The sequence below is a fragment of the Pseudomonas guariconensis genome, from assembly GCF_040822035.1.
Classification (GTDB): domain Bacteria; phylum Pseudomonadota; class Gammaproteobacteria; order Pseudomonadales; family Pseudomonadaceae; genus Aquipseudomonas; species Aquipseudomonas guariconensis.
The window spans coordinates 160,903-178,785 of the sequence record NZ_CP162012.1 but is presented as its reverse complement, the minus strand read 5'-3'; the positions used below and the strand labels follow the sequence as shown (position 1 = coordinate 178,785).

The following is a 17,883-nucleotide window of genomic DNA, read 5'->3' as shown; positions in this document are numbered from 1 at the left end:
CCCGCAGAATAGTGTCAATTCGCTGGTCGGTATCTTCACAGACTCAAACCAGCACGCCTGTTCCAGACAGCCTAGACGCCGATTCACAGGAAACAAGTTTCATTGCGCCCCTGTGACGATCATCACAAATCTATTGGAGTCGCCCCGCGCAAACGCTTGCGCATCATGCCTTGTAAAGCTTCGAAAATCCTCGGCCGGTGCGGATTTATCGCTGCATGAAGTAGCGCTTCCCTTACTACGGGACTTCCTTCACGATAGCCGTTCTTCGCGCCATGCCAGTCGGCTCAGCGCCTGTTATCGCGTTGGTTTGACACCCCCTTCGCTGCTTTCTAGTGTTATTGGATCCAATTTCTATCAAGGCAGACGTCCACGTGGCCGAAAAACCCCGACTTCTGAAAACTGTTCTGGGCGGCGAACAGGTGCCAGCGCATCTGGCACGCAGCGTGATCGAAGAGCGTCTGCGCAGCGCCATTGTCGACGGCCGCCTGCCACCTGGGACCGCCCTGCGGCAGCAGGAGATCGCCACATTGTTCGGCGTCAGCCGCATGCCCGTGCGCGAAGCCCTACGCCAGCTGGAAGCGCAGTCCCTGCTGCAAGTGGTGATGCACAAGGGCGCCGTGGTTGCCCCACTGATCGGCGAGGATGCGGTCGATACTTATGAATTGCGAGTCATGCTCGAGTCCGAGGCCCTACGCCAGTCGGTTCCCCTGCTCGAACCAGAAGACATCGCCCTGGCACGCGGCTATATCCAGCAGTTGGAGCACGAAACCCGCCATGCCGACATCGGCCGTCTCAACCGCTTGCTGCATATGACGCTCTACAGCAAGGCGCGCAACCAGAAGCTGCTGCGCATGATCGAGATCGAGCTCAACGAGGAAGAACGCTTCCTGCGTTTTCACCTGTCCTCGATGGGCCTGGGCAAGCTGACTCAGGACGATCACATTGCGTTGGTCGATGCCGCCAGCGCAAAGCAGGTGGACGAAGCCGTCAGCGTACTGGAGCGGCACCTGAACAACGCATCGCGCACCATTCGCAACTATCTGGACAGCCAGGCAGCACGCTAAAACCTGCAGGTAGGGCCCGCACGCCGAGCCCACCGCTCAAGGCAGTTGCAAAATAATTCCAGCCCGCTAACAATGAGACTTATTATCATTAATACCTAACAGCACAGCGCGCCTCCATGTCTTTCAGAGATTCCGTGCATACGCTCTACAGCCATCATCACGGCTGGCTGCACAATTGGTTGCGCAGCAAGCTGGGCAATGCCGCCGATGCCGCAGACCTCGCCCATGACACCTTCGTGCGTCTGCTGCAACGCGATCACCTGGAACTCAACGCCCCGCGCGCCTTTCTGCGCACGGTAGCGCGTGGCTTGGTGATTGATCACTGGCGACGCGAAGAGGTTGAACGAGCCTACCTCGAAGCGCTGGCCAACCTACCGCTGGCCGAAGCGCCCTCGGCCGAAACCCGCGAACTGATGCTGGAACTGCTCGAGCGCATTGCGCGCATGCTCGACGGCCTCAAGCCCAAGGTCCGCCGCGCCTTCCTGCTCGCCCAATGCGAAGGACTGAGCCACAAGGCAGTCGCCGAACAAATGGGTATCTCCCTGCGCTCTGTCGAACGCTATGTGGCGGACGCGCTGTATCACTGCTACCAGCTGCGTTATGACGATGAGCCATGAGCCGATAGGCGTCTGCCCGCCTTCGCCCAAGGTAGTCAAACAAGCCATCCAGTGGCTCCTGCGCCTGCGTGAAAGTGGCCATACCCCTGCGCTGCAGCTGCAATGCGAACAATGGCGCAGCGCCGATCATGCGCATGAAGTGGCCTGGCAGCGTGTCGTGAGCCTGCACCAGGATCTGGACCTGCGTGCCATGGCGGGCGTCAACGTCGCCCTTCAGACCCTCGAAACCAGCCAACGCCGCTTGAACCGACGCCAGGCACTCAAGCTGTTAGGCGGGCTCGCCCTGGTCGGTACGGCTGCCTGGCTGGGCAAGGATCAACAGGCACTGAGCAGTTGGGCCTCGGACTACGCCACAGGCACAGGCGAACGCCGAAGCATTGCGCTTGAGGACGGCTCATTGCTGCAGCTCAACACCCGCAGCGCCGTGAATTTGGCTTTCGACGAACGCCAGCGGCTCATCCAGCTGCGCCAGGGCGAACTCATGCTCACATGCAATGACGCACAGCGCCCCTTGTTGATCCAGACTCGTGACGCCCTCCTCGAAGATTTCGGTGGCCAGGTCGTGGTGCGTCAGGACGCCGATTGCACACGCATCAGCGTCAGCCAGGGCAAGGTAGCCCTGCACCGGCCCGATGGCGCGCCGTTGCAGTGGATCACCCCTGGCCAGTCCTGGCGCGTGGATGCCCTCGGGCCGCGACCGATCGAACGACAGCCGATGGACGCCAGCGCTTGGGCCGAGGGGCTGATTGTCACCCGCGACATGCGTCTGGCCGACTTCCTGGGGGAGGTGAGCCGCTATCGCCATGGCTACCTGGGATGCACTGAGGACATCGCCGACCTACGGCTGTCTGGCGTGTTCCGCCTGGAGGACACCGACAAACTGCTGCAATTGTTGCCGCAGACGCTACCGGTATTCGTTCGTCAACGCACCCGCTGGTGGGTCCGCCTGGAACGGCTGGCCTGATTTTTCATTTTCCTGCAGGTTTTTCTGGCGGGTTTTTCTCGCAAGTCCGGCTAGGACAGTAAGCGACTCCTTCAGCCCTTACCGAACCCACGGACCTTTTCCATGCCAGATGCCTTGCCTCAACTAAGCACCGTCGATAAGAATGATTTTCGACCTGTCTTGAATTGCGTTTTTCTAGGCCGAGCCATACGCGCAGCCCTGCTCGGCACGACCCTCGGTTTCTTGGGCGTTGCTCCACATGTCCTGGCCGCCGATCCGGTGGGTATGAGCCAGCCGTACTCGATCCCCGCCGGAAATCTGGATGACGTGCTCAACCAGTTCGCCCGCCAGGCGGGCATTACCTTGTCGAGCACCCCGCAGATGACAGGTAAGCTGCAATCGCCTGGCTTACGGGGCCAGTACGTCATCGACCAGGCCCTGCGCCAGTTGCTCAATGGCACAGGGCTGGAAGCCGTCAGCCAGGACGCAAGCAGCTATGTGCTGCGCGCGCAGCCTGAGGATGCTGCGCTGTTGTTGCCAAGCACCGACATCCGCAGCTTCACCCTGGGCAATGCCTTGGGCAGCATGGAAGGCTACAACGCCACTCATAGCCAAGTGGCCACCAAGACCAGCATGCCGATCCTGGAAACCACCCAGTCGGTCTCGGTGGTCACTCGCCAGCAGATGGACGACCAGGGCTCCCAGACCGTCGCCCAGGCCATGCGTTACACCCCTGGCGTCTTGACCAACCCCTACGGCGCGACCCATCGCTACGACTACGTAGCCATGCGCGGCTTCAACGACGGGTCTGTGGATAACATCTACGTAGACGGCCTGAAATCCATGGGCGATAACGGCACCTACAGCACCATGCAGGTGGATCCGTACTTCCTCGAGCGCATCGACATCCTCAAAGGGCCCTCCTCCGTGCTGTATGGCCGCAGCTCGCCAGGCGGGCTGGTGGCACTGACCACCAAGAAGCCACTGTTCGATCCTTATCATCAGATCCAGGCCACAGTTGGCACCCAGGGCCAACGTGGCATGGGTTTCGACTTCAGCGGCCCGCTGGATGACGACAAACGCATCGCCTATCGCCTGACTGGTCTTGCGGACGCTTCGGACACTCAATTCGATCACAACAAGGAAGAACGCTACGCAATCGCACCTGCGGTCAGCATCGACTTTAGCGAAGACACATCACTGACCTTGCAGGCCTACCTGCAGCACGACCCCAATGGCGGTTATCACGGCGGCAACCCGGCCGATGGCATGCTGCACCCTCGCAACGGCCTGCGTTTGTCCGACCACTTCTTCGAGGGCGAACCGGACATCGACGATTACGAGCGCACCCAGCAGTCGTTCAGCTACCAATTCGAACATCGCTTCAATGATGTCTTCACCGCACGTCAGAACTTCCGCTATCAAGATTCGGATGTGTCGATGGACCAGGTCTATTCGGCTGGCTGGGCGGATGCCACCAGCAACATCCTCAACCGCGCCTATACCGGCGGCGACGAACGCCTGCATTCGTTTATCGTCGATAACATGCTCCAGGCGGAATTCTTCACAGGCGCTGCTAAACACACCGTTTTGCTCGGCGCCGACTATCAGCGGCGCAAGGCCGATGTGACCTGGCGCTACGGCACTGTCGATCCGTTGGATGCCGGTAACCCGCACTATGGCAACGGCAACCTTCAGGTCCTCGGCGAAAACAACTACCTGCGGCGTCTGCAGCAAACCGGCGTGTACCTACAGGATCTGGTCGAACTGGACCAATGGCGCTTCTTCCTGGGCCTGCGTCAGGACTGGGTCAAGGTATCGGAGGAGAACCGCGACACCGATACCAAGGTCAACGACGACCGTTCCAAGTTCACCACCCGTGCGGGTGTGCTGTACCTGTTCGAAAACGGCGTTGCGCCTTACGTGAGCTACTCCGAGTCGTTCAACCCCAACACCGTATCCGACCAGAACGGCCGTCCGCTCGCGCCGACCGAAGGCACGCAGTGGGAGACCGGTATCAAGTACCAACCGCCCGGCACGGACAACTTGTTCACGGCCTCGGTGTTCCGCATCGAGCAAGAGAACCTGGCCTCCAAGCAACCGAACGAAGAGTTCTATCGTGCGGTGGGCGAGGTTCGCTCCCAGGGCCTGGAGCTGGAAGCTCATGTGCAGGTGACCGACAGTTTCAAGCTGATCGGGGGTTATACCTACACCGACATCGAATACACCAAATCGATGCCGAGCTTGGTGACCCCAGGCCTGGACAATAAAGGCCGTTCGCCGACCCAGGCGCCGGAACAGATGTATTCGCTGTGGGCCGACTACAACTTCCTCCAAGGCCCGCTTGATGGCCTGCGCCTGGGTGGCGGCGTGCGTTATGTGGGTTATAGCTGGGTCGATGCGGAAAACAGCATGAAGGTTCCCTCCTATACCTTGTTCGACGCCTCGGTCGGTTATGACCTGGGCAAGGTCGGGCTCAAGGGAATGGATGTGCGACTCAACGCCAATAACCTGACCAACGAATCCTACGTCGCGTCTTGTGCGAGCCTGAACTACTGCTACATGGGCGAAGAACGCAATGTCAGTGCCACGGTCAGCTATCAGTTCTGACTCGTTCCTTTCCATGCTCGAAGCCAGCTCCTGACCCAGGTGCTGGCTTTTTCGTTTCCGGCGCTTTCCTGGAGCCCTGTAAATGCGTCAACTCTATGTCCTGTTGCACCGCTACCTTGGCCTGGCCACGGCAGCGTTTCTGGCCGTCGCCGGCCTGACTGGCAGCGTGCTGGCCTTCCATCACGAACTCGACGAATGGCTCAACCCAGGTTTCTACGAAGCTTCGGCCACCGGGGCGCTGCAACAACCCGGCACGCTTGTGGACAAGTTGCAGACCCAGTATCCGCGGCTGCAAGTCTGGTACATGGAATATCCACAGGAGGCGGGGCACTCCGCGCTGCTGGCGATGGTTCCACGCAACGATCCACAGTCCGGCAAGCCCTATGACGAGAAGAACACCGTGTTCTATCTCGATCCGGTCAGCGGTGAGACTTTGGGCCAGCGCTACTGGGGCGAATGCTGCTTCTCACGCGAGAACTTCATGCCGTTCATGCTGGAGCTACATTACAGCCTGACTCTGCCGGGCAATTGGGGGATTGTGCTGATGGGTGTGGTGGCGATCCTCTGGGTCGTGGATTGCCTCATCGCTGTATTACTCACCCTGCCCCGCGGCCGGCCGTTCTGGCGCAAATGGAGCACCGCCTGGAAGATCAAGGGCGGGCACGCGTATCGACTGAACATGGATATCCACAGAGCCAGCGGCTTATGGCTGTGGCTACTACTGTTGCCCATCGCCATCAGCAGTGTGGCGATGAACCTGCCGGCCCAGGTCTTCAAACCCGCCATTTCGTTGTTTTCACCCGTTGAGCCGAGTGTCTACGAAGCCCGGGGCGTCATGCCCAAGGAGGCCCTGGGTGTGACACAGCTTACCTACCAACAGGCGTATCAACGCGCGCAGGAGGAAGGCGCAAGGCTTGGACTGAGCGCACCGATCGGTGAGCTCTATTACAGCTTCGAGTACAACTTTTATGGCGCGGGGTTTGGCCAGCACGATACACAAGCCCATGGTAAGTCCTGGCTGTTCTTTCACGGCACCGATGGCCAGCTAATAGGGCAGGAAATTGCCGGAGAAGGCACGCTGGGTGAGCAGTTCTATCGTTTGCAGCTTCCCATTCATGGGGGGCGCATCATCGGAGTCGCGGGGCAGGTGCTGATTGCGATTTTAGGGGTGGTGATCGCAGTGTTATCGATCACAGGGGTGTACATCTGGTGGCGCAAGCTACAGGCACGACGTAGCGGTAAGGTGCGCAGAACAGCAGCGTGACAGCCGGAAAAGACAAAGCCCCTGTTCGCATCGCGAACAGGGGCTTTGGGTTTGAATCTTGACGATGACCTACTCTCACATGGGGAAGCCCCACACTACCATCGGCGATGCGTCGTTTCACTTCTGAGTTCGGGATGGGATCAGGTGGTTCCAACGCTCTATGGTCGTCAAGAAATTCTGTGCGCTGGCCCGTCCCTCGGACGTGCCTGCGAATTTCTGGTCTCTCTACTTAAAGACAAAACCCCTACCTGCTCGCGCAGATAGGGGTTTTGCGAAATGAATCTTGACGATGACCTACTCTCACATGGGGAAGCCCCACACTACCATCGGCGATGCATCGTTTCACTGCTGAGTTCGGGATGGGATCAGGTGGTTCCAATGCTCTATGGTCGTCAAGAAATTCTGTTGCCAGACTGTCTTATGACACTCCAGCCAATTCGGATATGTGATCGTTGTGGTTGCGAACTTTCGGTTCTTTCGTCTTCACCACCGCAATCTGCAGAAGCAAATTGCTTGGGTGTTATATGGTCAAGCCTCACGGGCAATTAGTATCGGTTAGCTCAACGCCTCACAGCGCTTACACACCCGACCTATCAACGTCGTAGTCTTCGACGGCCCTTTAGGGGATTCAAGATCCCAGTGAGATCTCATCTTGAGGCAAGTTTCCCGCTTAGATGCTTTCAGCGGTTATCTCTTCCGAACATAGCTACCCGGCAATGCCACTGGCGTGACAACCGGAACACCAGAGGTTCGTCCACTCCGGTCCTCTCGTACTAGGAGCAGCCCCTCTCAAATCTCAAACGTCCACGGCAGATAGGGACCGAACTGTCTCACGACGTTCTAAACCCAGCTCGCGTACCACTTTAAATGGCGAACAGCCATACCCTTGGGACCGGCTTCAGCCCCAGGATGTGATGAGCCGACATCGAGGTGCCAAACACCGCCGTCGATATGAACTCTTGGGCGGTATCAGCCTGTTATCCCCGGAGTACCTTTTATCCGTTGAGCGATGGCCCTTCCATACAGAACCACCGGATCACTAAGACCTACTTTCGTACCTGCTCGACGTGTGGGTCTCGCAGTCAAGCGCGCTTTTGCCTTTATACTCTGCGACCGATTTCCGACCGGTCTGAGCGCACCTTCGTACTCCTCCGTTACTCTTTGGGAGGAGACCGCCCCAGTCAAACTACCCACCATACACTGTCCTCGATCCGGATCACGGACCTGAGTTAGAACCTCAAGGTTGCCAGGGTGGTATTTCAAGGATGGCTCCATGAGAACTGGCGTCCCCACTTCAAAGCCTCCCACCTATCCTACACAAGCAAGCTCAAAGTCCAGTGCAAAGCTATAGTAAAGGTTCACGGGGTCTTTCCGTCTAGCCGCGGATACACTGCATCTTCACAGCGATTTCAATTTCACTGAGTCTCGGGTGGAGACAGCGCCGCCATCGTTACGCCATTCGTGCAGGTCGGAACTTACCCGACAAGGAATTTCGCTACCTTAGGACCGTTATAGTTACGGCCGCCGTTTACCGGGGCTTCGATCAAGAGCTTCGCTTGCGCTAACCCCATCAATTAACCTTCCGGCACCGGGCAGGCGTCACACCCTATACGTCCACTTTCGTGTTTGCAGAGTGCTGTGTTTTTAATAAACAGTCGCAGCGGCCTGGTATCTTCGACCGGCATGGGCTTACGGAGCAAGTCCTTCACCCTCGCCGGCGCACCTTCTCCCGAAGTTACGGTGCCATTTTGCCTAGTTCCTTCACCCGAGTTCTCTCAAGCGCCTTGGTATTCTCTACCCGACCACCTGTGTCGGTTTGGGGTACGGTTCCCAGTTATCTGAAGCTTAGGAGCTTTTCTTGGAAGCATGGCATCAACCACTTCGTCGCCTAAAGGCAACTCGTCATCAGCTCTCGGCCTTGAAATCCCGGATTTGCCTAAGATTTCAGCCTACCACCTTAAACTTGGACAACCAACGCCAAGCTGGCCTAGCCTTCTCCGTCCCTCCATCGCAATAACTGGAAGTACAGGAATATTAACCTGTTTTCCATCGACTACGCTTTTCAGCCTCGCCTTAGGGACCGACTAACCCTGCGTCGATTAACGTTGCGCAGGAAACCTTGGTCTTTCGGCGTGCGAGTTTTTCACTCGCATTGTCGTTACTCATGTCAGCATTCGCACTTCTGATACCTCCAGCAAGCTTCTCAACTCACCTTCACAGGCTTACAGAACGCTCCTCTACCGCATCACCTAAGTGATACCCGTAGCTTCGGTGCATGGTTTGAGCCCCGTTACATCTTCCGCGCAGGCCGACTCGACTAGTGAGCTATTACGCTTTCTTTAAAGGATGGCTGCTTCTAAGCCAACCTCCTAGCTGTCTAAGCCTTCCCACATCGTTTCCCACTTAACCATGACTTTGGGACCTTAGCTGACGGTCTGGGTTGTTTCCCTTTTCACGACGGACGTTAGCACCCGCCGTGTGTCTCCCATGCTCGGCACTTCCAGGTATTCGGAGTTTGCATCGGTTTGGTAAGTCGGGATGACCCCCTAGCCGAAACAGTGCTCTACCCCCTGGAGTGATACATGAGGCGCTACCTAAATAGCTTTCGAGGAGAACCAGCTATCTCCGAGCTTGATTAGCCTTTCACTCCGATCCACAGGTCATCCGCTAACTTTTCAACGGTAGTCGGTTCGGTCCTCCAGTCAGTGTTACCTAACCTTCAACCTGCCCATGGATAGATCGCCCGGTTTCGGGTCTATACCCAGCGACTAAACGCCCTATTAAGACTCGCTTTCGCTACGCCTCCCCTATTCGGTTAAGCTCGCCACTGAATATAAGTCGCTGACCCATTATACAAAAGGTACGCAGTCACCTAACAAAGTAGGCTCCCACTGCTTGTACGCATACGGTTTCAGGTTCTATTTCACTCCCCTCTCCGGGGTTCTTTTCGCCTTTCCCTCACGGTACTGGTTCACTATCGGTCAGTCAGTAGTATTTAGCCTTGGAGGATGGTCCCCCCATGTTCAGACAAAGTTTCTCGTGCTCCGTCCTACTCGATTTCATTGATAAGAGACTTTCGTGTACGGGGCTATCACCCACTATGGCCGCACTTTCCAGAGCGTTCCACTAATCTCAAATCAACTTAAGGGCTGGTCCCCGTTCGCTCGCCACTACTAAGGGAATCTCGGTTGATTTCTTTTCCTCAGGGTACTTAGATGTTTCAGTTCCCCTGGTTCGCCTCTTGCACCTATGGATTCAGTACAAGATACCTAGGTTATCCTAGGTGGGTTCCCCCATTCAGAGATCTCTGGATCACAGTCTGTTTGCCGACTCCCCAAAGCTTATCGCAGGCTACCACGTCTTTCATCGCCTCTGACTGCCAAGGCATCCACCGTATGCGCTTCTTCACTTGACCATATAACCCCAAGCAATCTGGTTATACTGTGAAGACGACATTCGCCGAAAATTCGCATGTTGCTCAATAAAGAGCAGAACTCACAAATTTTACCTTAGCCTGATGGCCCACCAGTGAAAGTGGTCATCAGTCTATCTATCACATATCCGAATTTTTAAAGAACGATCTGACAAAAGTCAGAAATCAACATTCACATTGGAATGCTCATTTCTAAGTTCTGCAGGTAACGGCAAGTGGTGGAGCCAAGCGGGATCGAACCGCTGACCTCCTGCGTGCAAGGCAGGCGCTCTCCCAGCTGAGCTATGGCCCCGTAGTCATCTGCACCAAGCTAATGGTAGGTCTGGGCAGATTTGAACTGCCGACCTCACCCTTATCAGGGGTGCGCTCTAACCAACTGAGCTACAGACCTATAACAGGGTCGCGTTACAGCATCGTCTTCTTCAAGGAATCAAGCAATTCGTGTGGGAGCTCATCAGCAGGCTGATGTCTTCGATTAAGGAGGTGATCCAGCCGCAGGTTCCCCTACGGCTACCTTGTTACGACTTCACCCCAGTCATGAATCACACCGTGGTAACCGTCCCCCCGAAGGTTAGACTAGCTACTTCTGGTGCAACCCACTCCCATGGTGTGACGGGCGGTGTGTACAAGGCCCGGGAACGTATTCACCGCGACATTCTGATTCGCGATTACTAGCGATTCCGACTTCACGCAGTCGAGTTGCAGACTGCGATCCGGACTACGATCGGTTTTGTGAGATTAGCTCCACCTCGCGGCTTGGCAACCCTCTGTACCGACCATTGTAGCACGTGTGTAGCCCAGGCCGTAAGGGCCATGATGACTTGACGTCATCCCCACCTTCCTCCGGTTTGTCACCGGCAGTCTCCTTAGAGTGCCCACCATGACGTGCTGGTAACTAAGGACAAGGGTTGCGCTCGTTACGGGACTTAACCCAACATCTCACGACACGAGCTGACGACAGCCATGCAGCACCTGTGTCAGAGTTCCCGAAGGCACCAATCCATCTCTGGAAAGTTCTCTGCATGTCAAGGCCTGGTAAGGTTCTTCGCGTTGCTTCGAATTAAACCACATGCTCCACCGCTTGTGCGGGCCCCCGTCAATTCATTTGAGTTTTAACCTTGCGGCCGTACTCCCCAGGCGGTCAACTTAATGCGTTAGCTGCGCCACTAAAATCTCAAGGATTCCAACGGCTAGTTGACATCGTTTACGGCGTGGACTACCAGGGTATCTAATCCTGTTTGCTCCCCACGCTTTCGCACCTCAGTGTCAGTATCAGTCCAGGTGGTCGCCTTCGCCACTGGTGTTCCTTCCTATATCTACGCATTTCACCGCTACACAGGAAATTCCACCACCCTCTACCATACTCTAGCTCGCCAGTTTTGGATGCAGTTCCCAGGTTGAGCCCGGGGCTTTCACATCCAACTTAACGAACCACCTACGCGCGCTTTACGCCCAGTAATTCCGATTAACGCTTGCACCCTCTGTATTACCGCGGCTGCTGGCACAGAGTTAGCCGGTGCTTATTCTGTCGGTAACGTCAAAACAGCAAGGTATTAACTTACTGCCCTTCCTCCCAACTTAAAGTGCTTTACAATCCGAAGACCTTCTTCACACACGCGGCATGGCTGGATCAGGCTTTCGCCCATTGTCCAATATTCCCCACTGCTGCCTCCCGTAGGAGTCTGGACCGTGTCTCAGTTCCAGTGTGACTGATCATCCTCTCAGACCAGTTACGGATCGTCGCCTTGGTGAGCCTTTACCTCACCAACTAGCTAATCCGACCTAGGCTCATCTGATAGCGTGAGGTCCGAAGATCCCCCACTTTCTCCCGTAGGACGTATGCGGTATTAGCGCTCCTTTCGGAACGTTGTCCCCCACTACCAGGCAGATTCCTAGGCATTACTCACCCGTCCGCCGCTGAATCAAGGAGCAAGCTCCCGTCATCCGCTCGACTTGCATGTGTTAGGCCTGCCGCCAGCGTTCAATCTGAGCCATGATCAAACTCTTCAGTTCAATACTGCTTGGGTTTTTAAGAAACCCTAAACTTGGCTCAGCAATCTCAAATGACTATGTGATTTCTCGCATGGCCACTTGTGATGCTGATAATCTTGGCGACGATCAGTCCGTACTCACAAGCACCCACACGAATTGCTTGATTCGATTGTTAAAGAGCGAGTTGGTTAAGCGCTTTGCTCAACCGAGGCCGCGCATTCTACGCTTTCCTCTAAGTCTGTCAAGCGTTTATTTTGAAGTTTTTTCCGAGAAACCCGTTCAACTTCAACCGCTTAACTCGCTGCGATCTCTCGTAGCGGGAGGCGAATCATACAGCGTTAAAACCTGCTGTCAACTGCCTTTTTCACCGCTGCCGATCAGAAGACCGAAGCCCTTCCGATACTACCTGAAGCGTTCAACTCGTTGATTATCAAGGAGTTTTGCGTTTCGACTGCGTCGGAAGTGGGCGCATTATAAGGGGATTCGAAACCCCGTCAACACTTATTTTCAAAAAACCTTAATCCGGCTGAAAAGCAAAGCGGGGAGGCCTGACGGCCTCCCCGCTTCTCTATATATAGAGAGGGTAGGGAAAACTTCATAGCACTCCGGCGCTTCTCAAACGCAGCACCGCTTCGATATCCATACCCAACACCTCCTCCAACACAGCGTTAGTATGCTCACCGAGCAATGGCGGCGCCTGACGATACTCGACCGGCGTCTCGGACAACCGAATGGGACTGGCCACCTGCGGTACGCTACCCGCTAGCGGGTGAGCAATATCGAGCGCCAAACCACGCGCCAGCACCTGGGGATCCTGGAACATCTGCGCCAGGTCGTTGATCGGTCCGCAAGGCACGCCTGCCTTTTCCAACTCACTGACCCATTCAGCCGTGGTCTTGAACACCGTGGCCTGGCGAATCAACGGAATCAGCTCGGCACGATGGGCCACACGCTGTTTGTTGGTGGCAAACCTCGGGTCGTCTGCCCACTGTGGCTGGCCAGCCACTTCGGCAAACTTACGGAACTGCCCATCGTTGCCAACGGTGAGAATGAAGTTGCCATCCGCCGTCGGGAAATCCTGGTAAGGCACGATATTAGGATGTGCATTGCCCAACCGCCGTGGCGGGGTGCCCGTAGTCAGGTAGTTCATCGCCTGGTTGGCCAAGCAGGCCACTTGAACATCCAGCAACGCCATGTCCACGTGCTGACCGACGCCGGTCTGATCGCGATAGGCGAGGGCAGCCAGGATCGCCACTGTCGAATACAACCCCGTCAGGATGTCGGTCAAGGCGACCCCCACCTTGATCGGTCCCGCGCCTTCTTCACCTTCCGGGCGGCCGGTCAGGCTCATCAGCCCGCCCAACCCTTGGATCATGAAGTCATATCCGGCGCGCTTGGCATAAGGACCAGTCTGACCGAAACCGGTGATCGAGCAATAGATGAGCTTGGGATTGACCGCCTTCAGGCTCGCATAGTCCAGCCCATAGGCCGCCAAGCCGCCCACCTTGAAGTTCTCGATGACGATGTCGGACTTCGCCGCCAGCTCACGCACCAGGCGTTGGCCTTCAGGCTGGGTGAAGTCAATGGTAACCGACCGCTTGTTTCGGTTGGCCGACAGGTAATAGGCCGCTTCGCTGGTGTTCTCACCCTGGGCGTCCTTTAGGAAGGGCGGCCCCCAGGAACGGGTATCGTCCCCTGTGCCTGGGCGCTCGACCTTGATCACATCAGCCCCAAGGTCGGCAAGGATCTGACCGGACCAAGGGCCCGCCAGCACGCGCGAAAGATCCAGCACCCGCAGATGTGATAGCGCACCCATGGCCAGCTCCTTTATCAATAGAACGCCTGGATTCCAGTCTGGGCACGACCCAGGATCAGCGCGTGCACATCGTGGGTACCTTCATAGGTGTTGACCACCTCGAGGTTGACCAGATGGCGGGCCACACCGAACTCGTCGGAAATACCGTTGCCACCGAGCATGTCACGCGCCATACGGGCGATGTCCAAGGCCTTGCCGCACGAGTTGCGCTTCATGATGGAGGTGATCTCCACCGCTGCGGTACCCTCGTCCTTCATCCGCCCCAAGCGCAGGCAGCCCTGCAGCGCCAGGGTGATCTCGGTCTGCATGTCGGCCAGCTTCTTCTGGATCAGCTGGTTGGCAGCCAACGGACGGCCAAACTGCTTGCGGTCCAGCGTGTATTGGCGAGCGGTGTGCCAGCAGGCCTCGGCTGCCCCCAGGGCGCCCCAGGAGATGCCATAGCGGGCGGAATTCAGACAGGTGAACGGGCCTTTCAGACCGCGCACTTCAGGGAACATGTTCTCTTCCGGCACGAACACGTTGTCCATGACGATCTCGCCGGTGATCGAGGCCCGCAGGCCGACTTTGCCGTGAATTGCCGGCGCGCTCAGGCCTTCCCAGCCCTTTTCAAGAATGAAGCCGCGGATGTCGCCGGCATCGTCCTTGGCCCATACCACGAAGACATCGGCGATCGGGCTGTTGGTGATCCACATCTTGCTGCCGGTGAGACGGTAGCCGCCATCGACCTTGCGCGCGCGGGTGATCATCGAGCCCGGATCGGAGCCGTGGTTCGGCTCGGTCAGGCCGAAGCAGCCGATCCACTCACCGGCGGCGAGCTTGGGCAGGTACTTTTGTTTCTGTGCCTCACTGCCGAACTCGTTGATCGGCACCATCACCAGCGACGACTGAACACTCATCATCGAGCGATAGCCAGAGTCGATGCGCTCCACCTCACGGGCAATCAGGCCATAGCACACGTAGTTCAAGCCGCTGCCGCCGTATTCGACCGGGATAGTGGCGCCGAGCAGGCCGACTTCGCCCATCTCGCGGAAGATCGCAGGATCGGTCTGCTCGTGGCGGAAGGCCTCCAGCACACGGGGCGCCAGCTTGTCCTGGGCGAACTGATACGCGCTGTCACGGACCATGCGCTCTTCTTCAGTGAGCTGCTGGTCCAGCAGCAGCGGGTCGATCCAGTTGAAGCTTGCTTTACCGGCCATGAGCGAATACCTCGAAATAGAGAAGCTGAGTTTCTTGTGCCTTGATCCTAGGCCCGATCGGCCGTCTGGACAAACGAGGATTGCGCACCGTTTAGTGATATTTTCTCACTTCGAAAACTGAAAAATCCTAGATTCAACGGCTGACAAGTGAGGTTGACGTACATGCGCCGCAAGATTCCCAGCACCACGGCATTGGTCTGCTTCGAGGCGGCGGCACGCCACGAGAGCTTCACCAAGGCCGCTCAGGAATTGGCCCTCACCCAGGGTGCCGTTTGTCGGCAAATCGGTGGCTTGGAGGCTTTTCTGAATGTGGAACTGTTCCGCCGCTCTCGCCGCGGGGTGAAGTTGACCGAGGCGGGCTTGTCTTATAGTCGCCAGGTCGCGGCGCAGCTCGATGCGGTCGAGCGCGATACCTTGTCGGTAATGCGTCAGCAGGGTGCGAACGTGATCGAGCTGGCCGTGGTGCCGACTTTCGGCACGCAATGGCTGCTGCCGCGCCTGAAGGACTTTCAGGAGCGTCACCCGGACGTCACGGTGAACCTCACCAATCGCACGCGACCGTTCCTGTTCGCCGATACCGCCTTCGATGCGGCCATTTATTTCGGAGACGGGGACTGGTCCGGCACCCAATCCCATCGACTGATGGGCGAAAACCCCGTGCCGGTGTGCAGCCCGGCGCTACTGGAGGGGCAGGGCAGCCTGGAGCCGCGACGCATCGCCGAGTTACCACTGCTGCAACAGACCACCCGACCCTACGCCTGGCGGCAATGGTTTGGGCATCTGGACATGAATGTTGAGCGCGACATGACAGGCCCGCGCTATGAGCTATTCTCAATGCTCGCCCAAGCCGCCATGCACGAGATGGGCATCGCCCTGATTCCGCCGTTCCTGATCCAGCGTGAGCTGGAGGAGGGCAGGCTGGTCATCGCGAACCGCCACGCTCTGGCCAGTGCCAAGGCCTATTACCTGATGATTCCAGACCGCAAGGTGGAATCGGCATCGCTGCGCGCTTTCCGCGATTGGCTGGTGCAACAGGCCGACCACTACACCGCGACCCATCGTGACGCCACGAAAACCTGACCCTGTAGTTAATTATTTTAAACACCTACAGATATAAGGATTTGTCGCCAATTAGAAAACTGTTCAGGTTGCATTAAAAATGCCTTCAAACCGTGCAACCACGCGGCTTTCAGAGCTTATTTGCGACATCCACGAACGCATCCGCGAAACGCCTACAAAAAATTGCAGTTTTTACCTTAATCTCCGAATACCCTGTGTTTGACGGGCCGCTTTCGGCTTGTTGCGACATACGGTCACAGGGTGACTTGTAGTTTTGGCTTCGTATCGCTTCAGAACCGGTTGAAGCCCCTTCGGTTCGTCTGCAAAATGCTCGACCCGCCCCGGAACCGGCGGGTTCATGCTGAACGGCCGCACCAGACGCACCACCCGAAGTGCGCTGGCTTCAACAAAGACAAAAGGTCACCGCAGGAGAATAAGTCGTGCACATTGGTGTTCCTCTCGAGACGCAGACGGGCGAAACGCGGGTCGCCGCCACCCCGGAAACCATCAAGAAGCTGGTTGGCCAGGGTCATCAGGTCACCGTCCAACGGGGGGCAGGGCTCAATGCCAGCATTCCGGACAGTGCCTATGAGGCCGCAGGCGCTTCCCTGGGCAATGCCGCCGATGCCTTCGGCGCGCAATTGGTGCTCAAGGTAGTCGCACCCAGTGATCAAGAGCTTGCGCAGATCAACAGCGGCACGCTGCTGGTGGGCATGCTCAACCCGTTCAACAACGACATGATCGCCAAGATGGCCGAACGCGGTATCACCGCCTTCGCCCTCGAGGCTGCGCCACGCACTTCCCGTGCCCAGAGCCTCGACGTGTTGTCATCCCAGGCCAACATTGCCGGGTACAAAGCCGTGTTGCTGGCGGCCCATTACTATCCGCGCTTCATGCCGATGCTGATGACTGCTGCCGGTACGGTAAAGGCGGCTCGAGTGCTGATTCTTGGCGCCGGCGTCGCGGGCCTTCAGGCCATTGCCACAGCCAAGCGTCTCGGTGCGGTGATCGAAGCGTCGGACGTACGCCCGGCCGTGAAGGAGCAGATTGAGTCCTTGGGCGCCAAGTTCATCGATGTGCCCTACGAGACCGATGAGGAGCGCGAATGCGCCGAAGGTGTCGGTGGCTACGCCCGTCCCATGCCAGCCAGCTGGATGCAACGCCAGGCCCAGGCCGTGCACGAACGCGCCAAGCAGGCCGATATCGTCATCACCACCGCGCTGATTCCCGGGCGCAAGGCACCGACACTGCTCAGCGCCGAAACCGTCGCGCAGATGAAGCCCGGTGCCGTGGTCATCGACCTGGCCGCCGCCCAAGGCGGTAACTGCCCGCTGACCGTAGCGGATCAGGTGGTAATGGCAGAGGGCGTTACCATCGTCGGCCCGACCAACCTGCCAGCCCAGGTCGCTGCCGATGCCTCGGCGCTCTACGCACGCAATCTGCTGGACTTCATGAAGCTGCTGTTCGACAAGGACGGCGCGCTGGTGATCAACCTCCAAGACGACATCGTCGCCGCGTGCCTGATGTGCCGCGACGGCCAGGTCGTGCGCAAGAACGGTTAAGGAGCACGACAATGGAAGACATGCTGATTTCCCATGGCATCTACAACCTGATCATCTTCGTGCTGGCCATCTATGTGGGATACCACGTGGTCTGGAACGTCACCCCAGCGCTGCATACCCCGCTGATGGCCGTCACCAACGCCATCTCCGCGATCGTCATCGTGGGCGCCATGCTGGCCGCCGCGCTGACTGTGACCCCGGCAGGCAAGGTCATGGGTACCCTGGCCGTGGCCCTGGCGGCGGTCAATGTGTTCGGTGGCTTCCTGGTCACCCGTCGCATGCTGGAGATGTTCAAGAAGAAAACCAAGAACGAGGGGCAGAAGTAAG

General features: G+C 57.5%; 10 protein-coding genes, 2 tRNA genes and 4 rRNA genes. 8 read left to right on the top strand and 8 right to left on the bottom strand.

Annotated features, from left to right (window positions below; translation table 11 throughout):
* Positions 1-371 precede the first annotated feature (371 nt).
* The 5 genes from AB1N67_RS00835 (at position 372) to AB1N67_RS00815 (ending at position 6,498) form a co-directional block, all read left to right on the top strand.
* On the top strand, positions 372-1,064 hold the full coding sequence (locus tag AB1N67_RS00835; RefSeq protein WP_197852738.1) for a GntR family transcriptional regulator: 693 nt from the start codon (positions 372-374) through the stop codon (positions 1,062-1,064).
* 116 nt (positions 1,065-1,180) lie between these two features.
* Positions 1,181-1,681, top strand: coding sequence for a sigma-70 family RNA polymerase sigma factor (locus AB1N67_RS00830; protein WP_043212089.1), 501 nt, complete (start codon positions 1,181-1,183; stop codon positions 1,679-1,681).
* The gene (locus AB1N67_RS00825) at positions 1,665-2,645 is read left to right on the top strand and encodes a FecR domain-containing protein (protein ID WP_269475559.1); all 981 of its coding nucleotides are present in this window, start codon (positions 1,665-1,667) and stop codon (positions 2,643-2,645) included. The genes AB1N67_RS00830 and AB1N67_RS00825 overlap by 17 nt, the downstream gene beginning before the upstream one ends.
* Positions 2,646-2,909: 264 nt before the next feature.
* Positions 2,910-5,234 (top strand): TonB-dependent siderophore receptor, encoded by a 2,325-nt coding sequence (locus AB1N67_RS00820; RefSeq protein ID WP_367863479.1) that lies wholly within the window; start codon positions 2,910-2,912, stop codon positions 5,232-5,234.
* Positions 5,235-5,316: 82 nt separating this feature from the next.
* The gene (locus AB1N67_RS00815) at positions 5,317-6,498 is read left to right on the top strand and encodes a PepSY-associated TM helix domain-containing protein (RefSeq protein ID WP_367863478.1); all 1,182 of its coding nucleotides are present in this window, start codon (positions 5,317-5,319) and stop codon (positions 6,496-6,498) included.
* A 56-nt stretch (positions 6,499-6,554) separates the two neighbouring features.
* Here AB1N67_RS00815 and rrf (AB1N67_RS00810) read toward each other — a convergent pair.
* The 8 genes from rrf (AB1N67_RS00810) to AB1N67_RS00775 all read right to left on the bottom strand — a co-directional run bounded on the left by rrf (AB1N67_RS00810) (position 6,555) and on the right by AB1N67_RS00775 (position 14,935).
* Positions 6,555-6,670, bottom strand: a 5S ribosomal RNA gene (gene rrf, locus AB1N67_RS00810).
* A 109-nt stretch (positions 6,671-6,779) separates the two neighbouring features.
* Positions 6,780-6,895, bottom strand: a 5S ribosomal RNA gene (rrf, locus tag AB1N67_RS00805).
* A 127-nt stretch (positions 6,896-7,022) separates the two neighbouring features.
* Positions 7,023-9,913, bottom strand: a 23S ribosomal RNA gene (locus AB1N67_RS00800).
* Positions 9,914-10,147: 234 nt separating this feature from the next.
* Positions 10,148-10,223 (bottom strand) — tRNA-Ala (locus AB1N67_RS00795).
* Between the two features lie 22 nt (positions 10,224-10,245).
* Positions 10,246-10,322 (bottom strand) — tRNA-Ile (locus AB1N67_RS00790).
* Positions 10,323-10,407: 85 nt separating this feature from the next.
* Positions 10,408-11,944 (bottom strand): 16S ribosomal RNA (locus tag AB1N67_RS00785).
* Together the 16S, 23S and 5S rRNA genes with 2 tRNA genes alongside form the textbook arrangement of a ribosomal RNA operon.
* A 574-nt stretch (positions 11,945-12,518) precedes the next feature.
* Positions 12,519-13,739, bottom strand: a complete 1,221-nt coding sequence (locus tag AB1N67_RS00780; protein WP_043207788.1) for a CaiB/BaiF CoA-transferase family protein — start codon at positions 13,737-13,739, stop codon at positions 12,519-12,521.
* A gap of 14 nt (positions 13,740-13,753) precedes the next feature.
* Positions 13,754-14,935: an acyl-CoA dehydrogenase gene (locus AB1N67_RS00775; RefSeq protein WP_043207786.1), complete on the bottom strand. Its 1,182-nt coding sequence runs from the start codon at positions 14,933-14,935 to the stop codon at positions 13,754-13,756.
* Between the two features lie 162 nt (positions 14,936-15,097).
* Between AB1N67_RS00775 and AB1N67_RS00770 the strand changes: the two genes are divergently transcribed.
* From AB1N67_RS00770 to AB1N67_RS00760, 3 genes are all read left to right on the top strand, one after another.
* Positions 15,098-16,015, top strand: coding sequence for a LysR family transcriptional regulator (locus tag AB1N67_RS00770; protein ID WP_043207782.1), 918 nt, complete (start codon positions 15,098-15,100; stop codon positions 16,013-16,015).
* A 419-nt stretch (positions 16,016-16,434) separates the two neighbouring features.
* On the top strand, positions 16,435-17,556 hold the full coding sequence (locus tag AB1N67_RS00765; RefSeq protein WP_317847760.1) for a Re/Si-specific NAD(P)(+) transhydrogenase subunit alpha: 1,122 nt from the start codon (positions 16,435-16,437) through the stop codon (positions 17,554-17,556).
* Between the two features lie 11 nt (positions 17,557-17,567).
* Positions 17,568-17,882, top strand: a complete 315-nt coding sequence (locus tag AB1N67_RS00760) for an NAD(P) transhydrogenase subunit alpha (RefSeq protein ID WP_023631272.1) — start codon at positions 17,568-17,570, stop codon at positions 17,880-17,882.
* Position 17,883 lies beyond the last annotated feature (1 nt).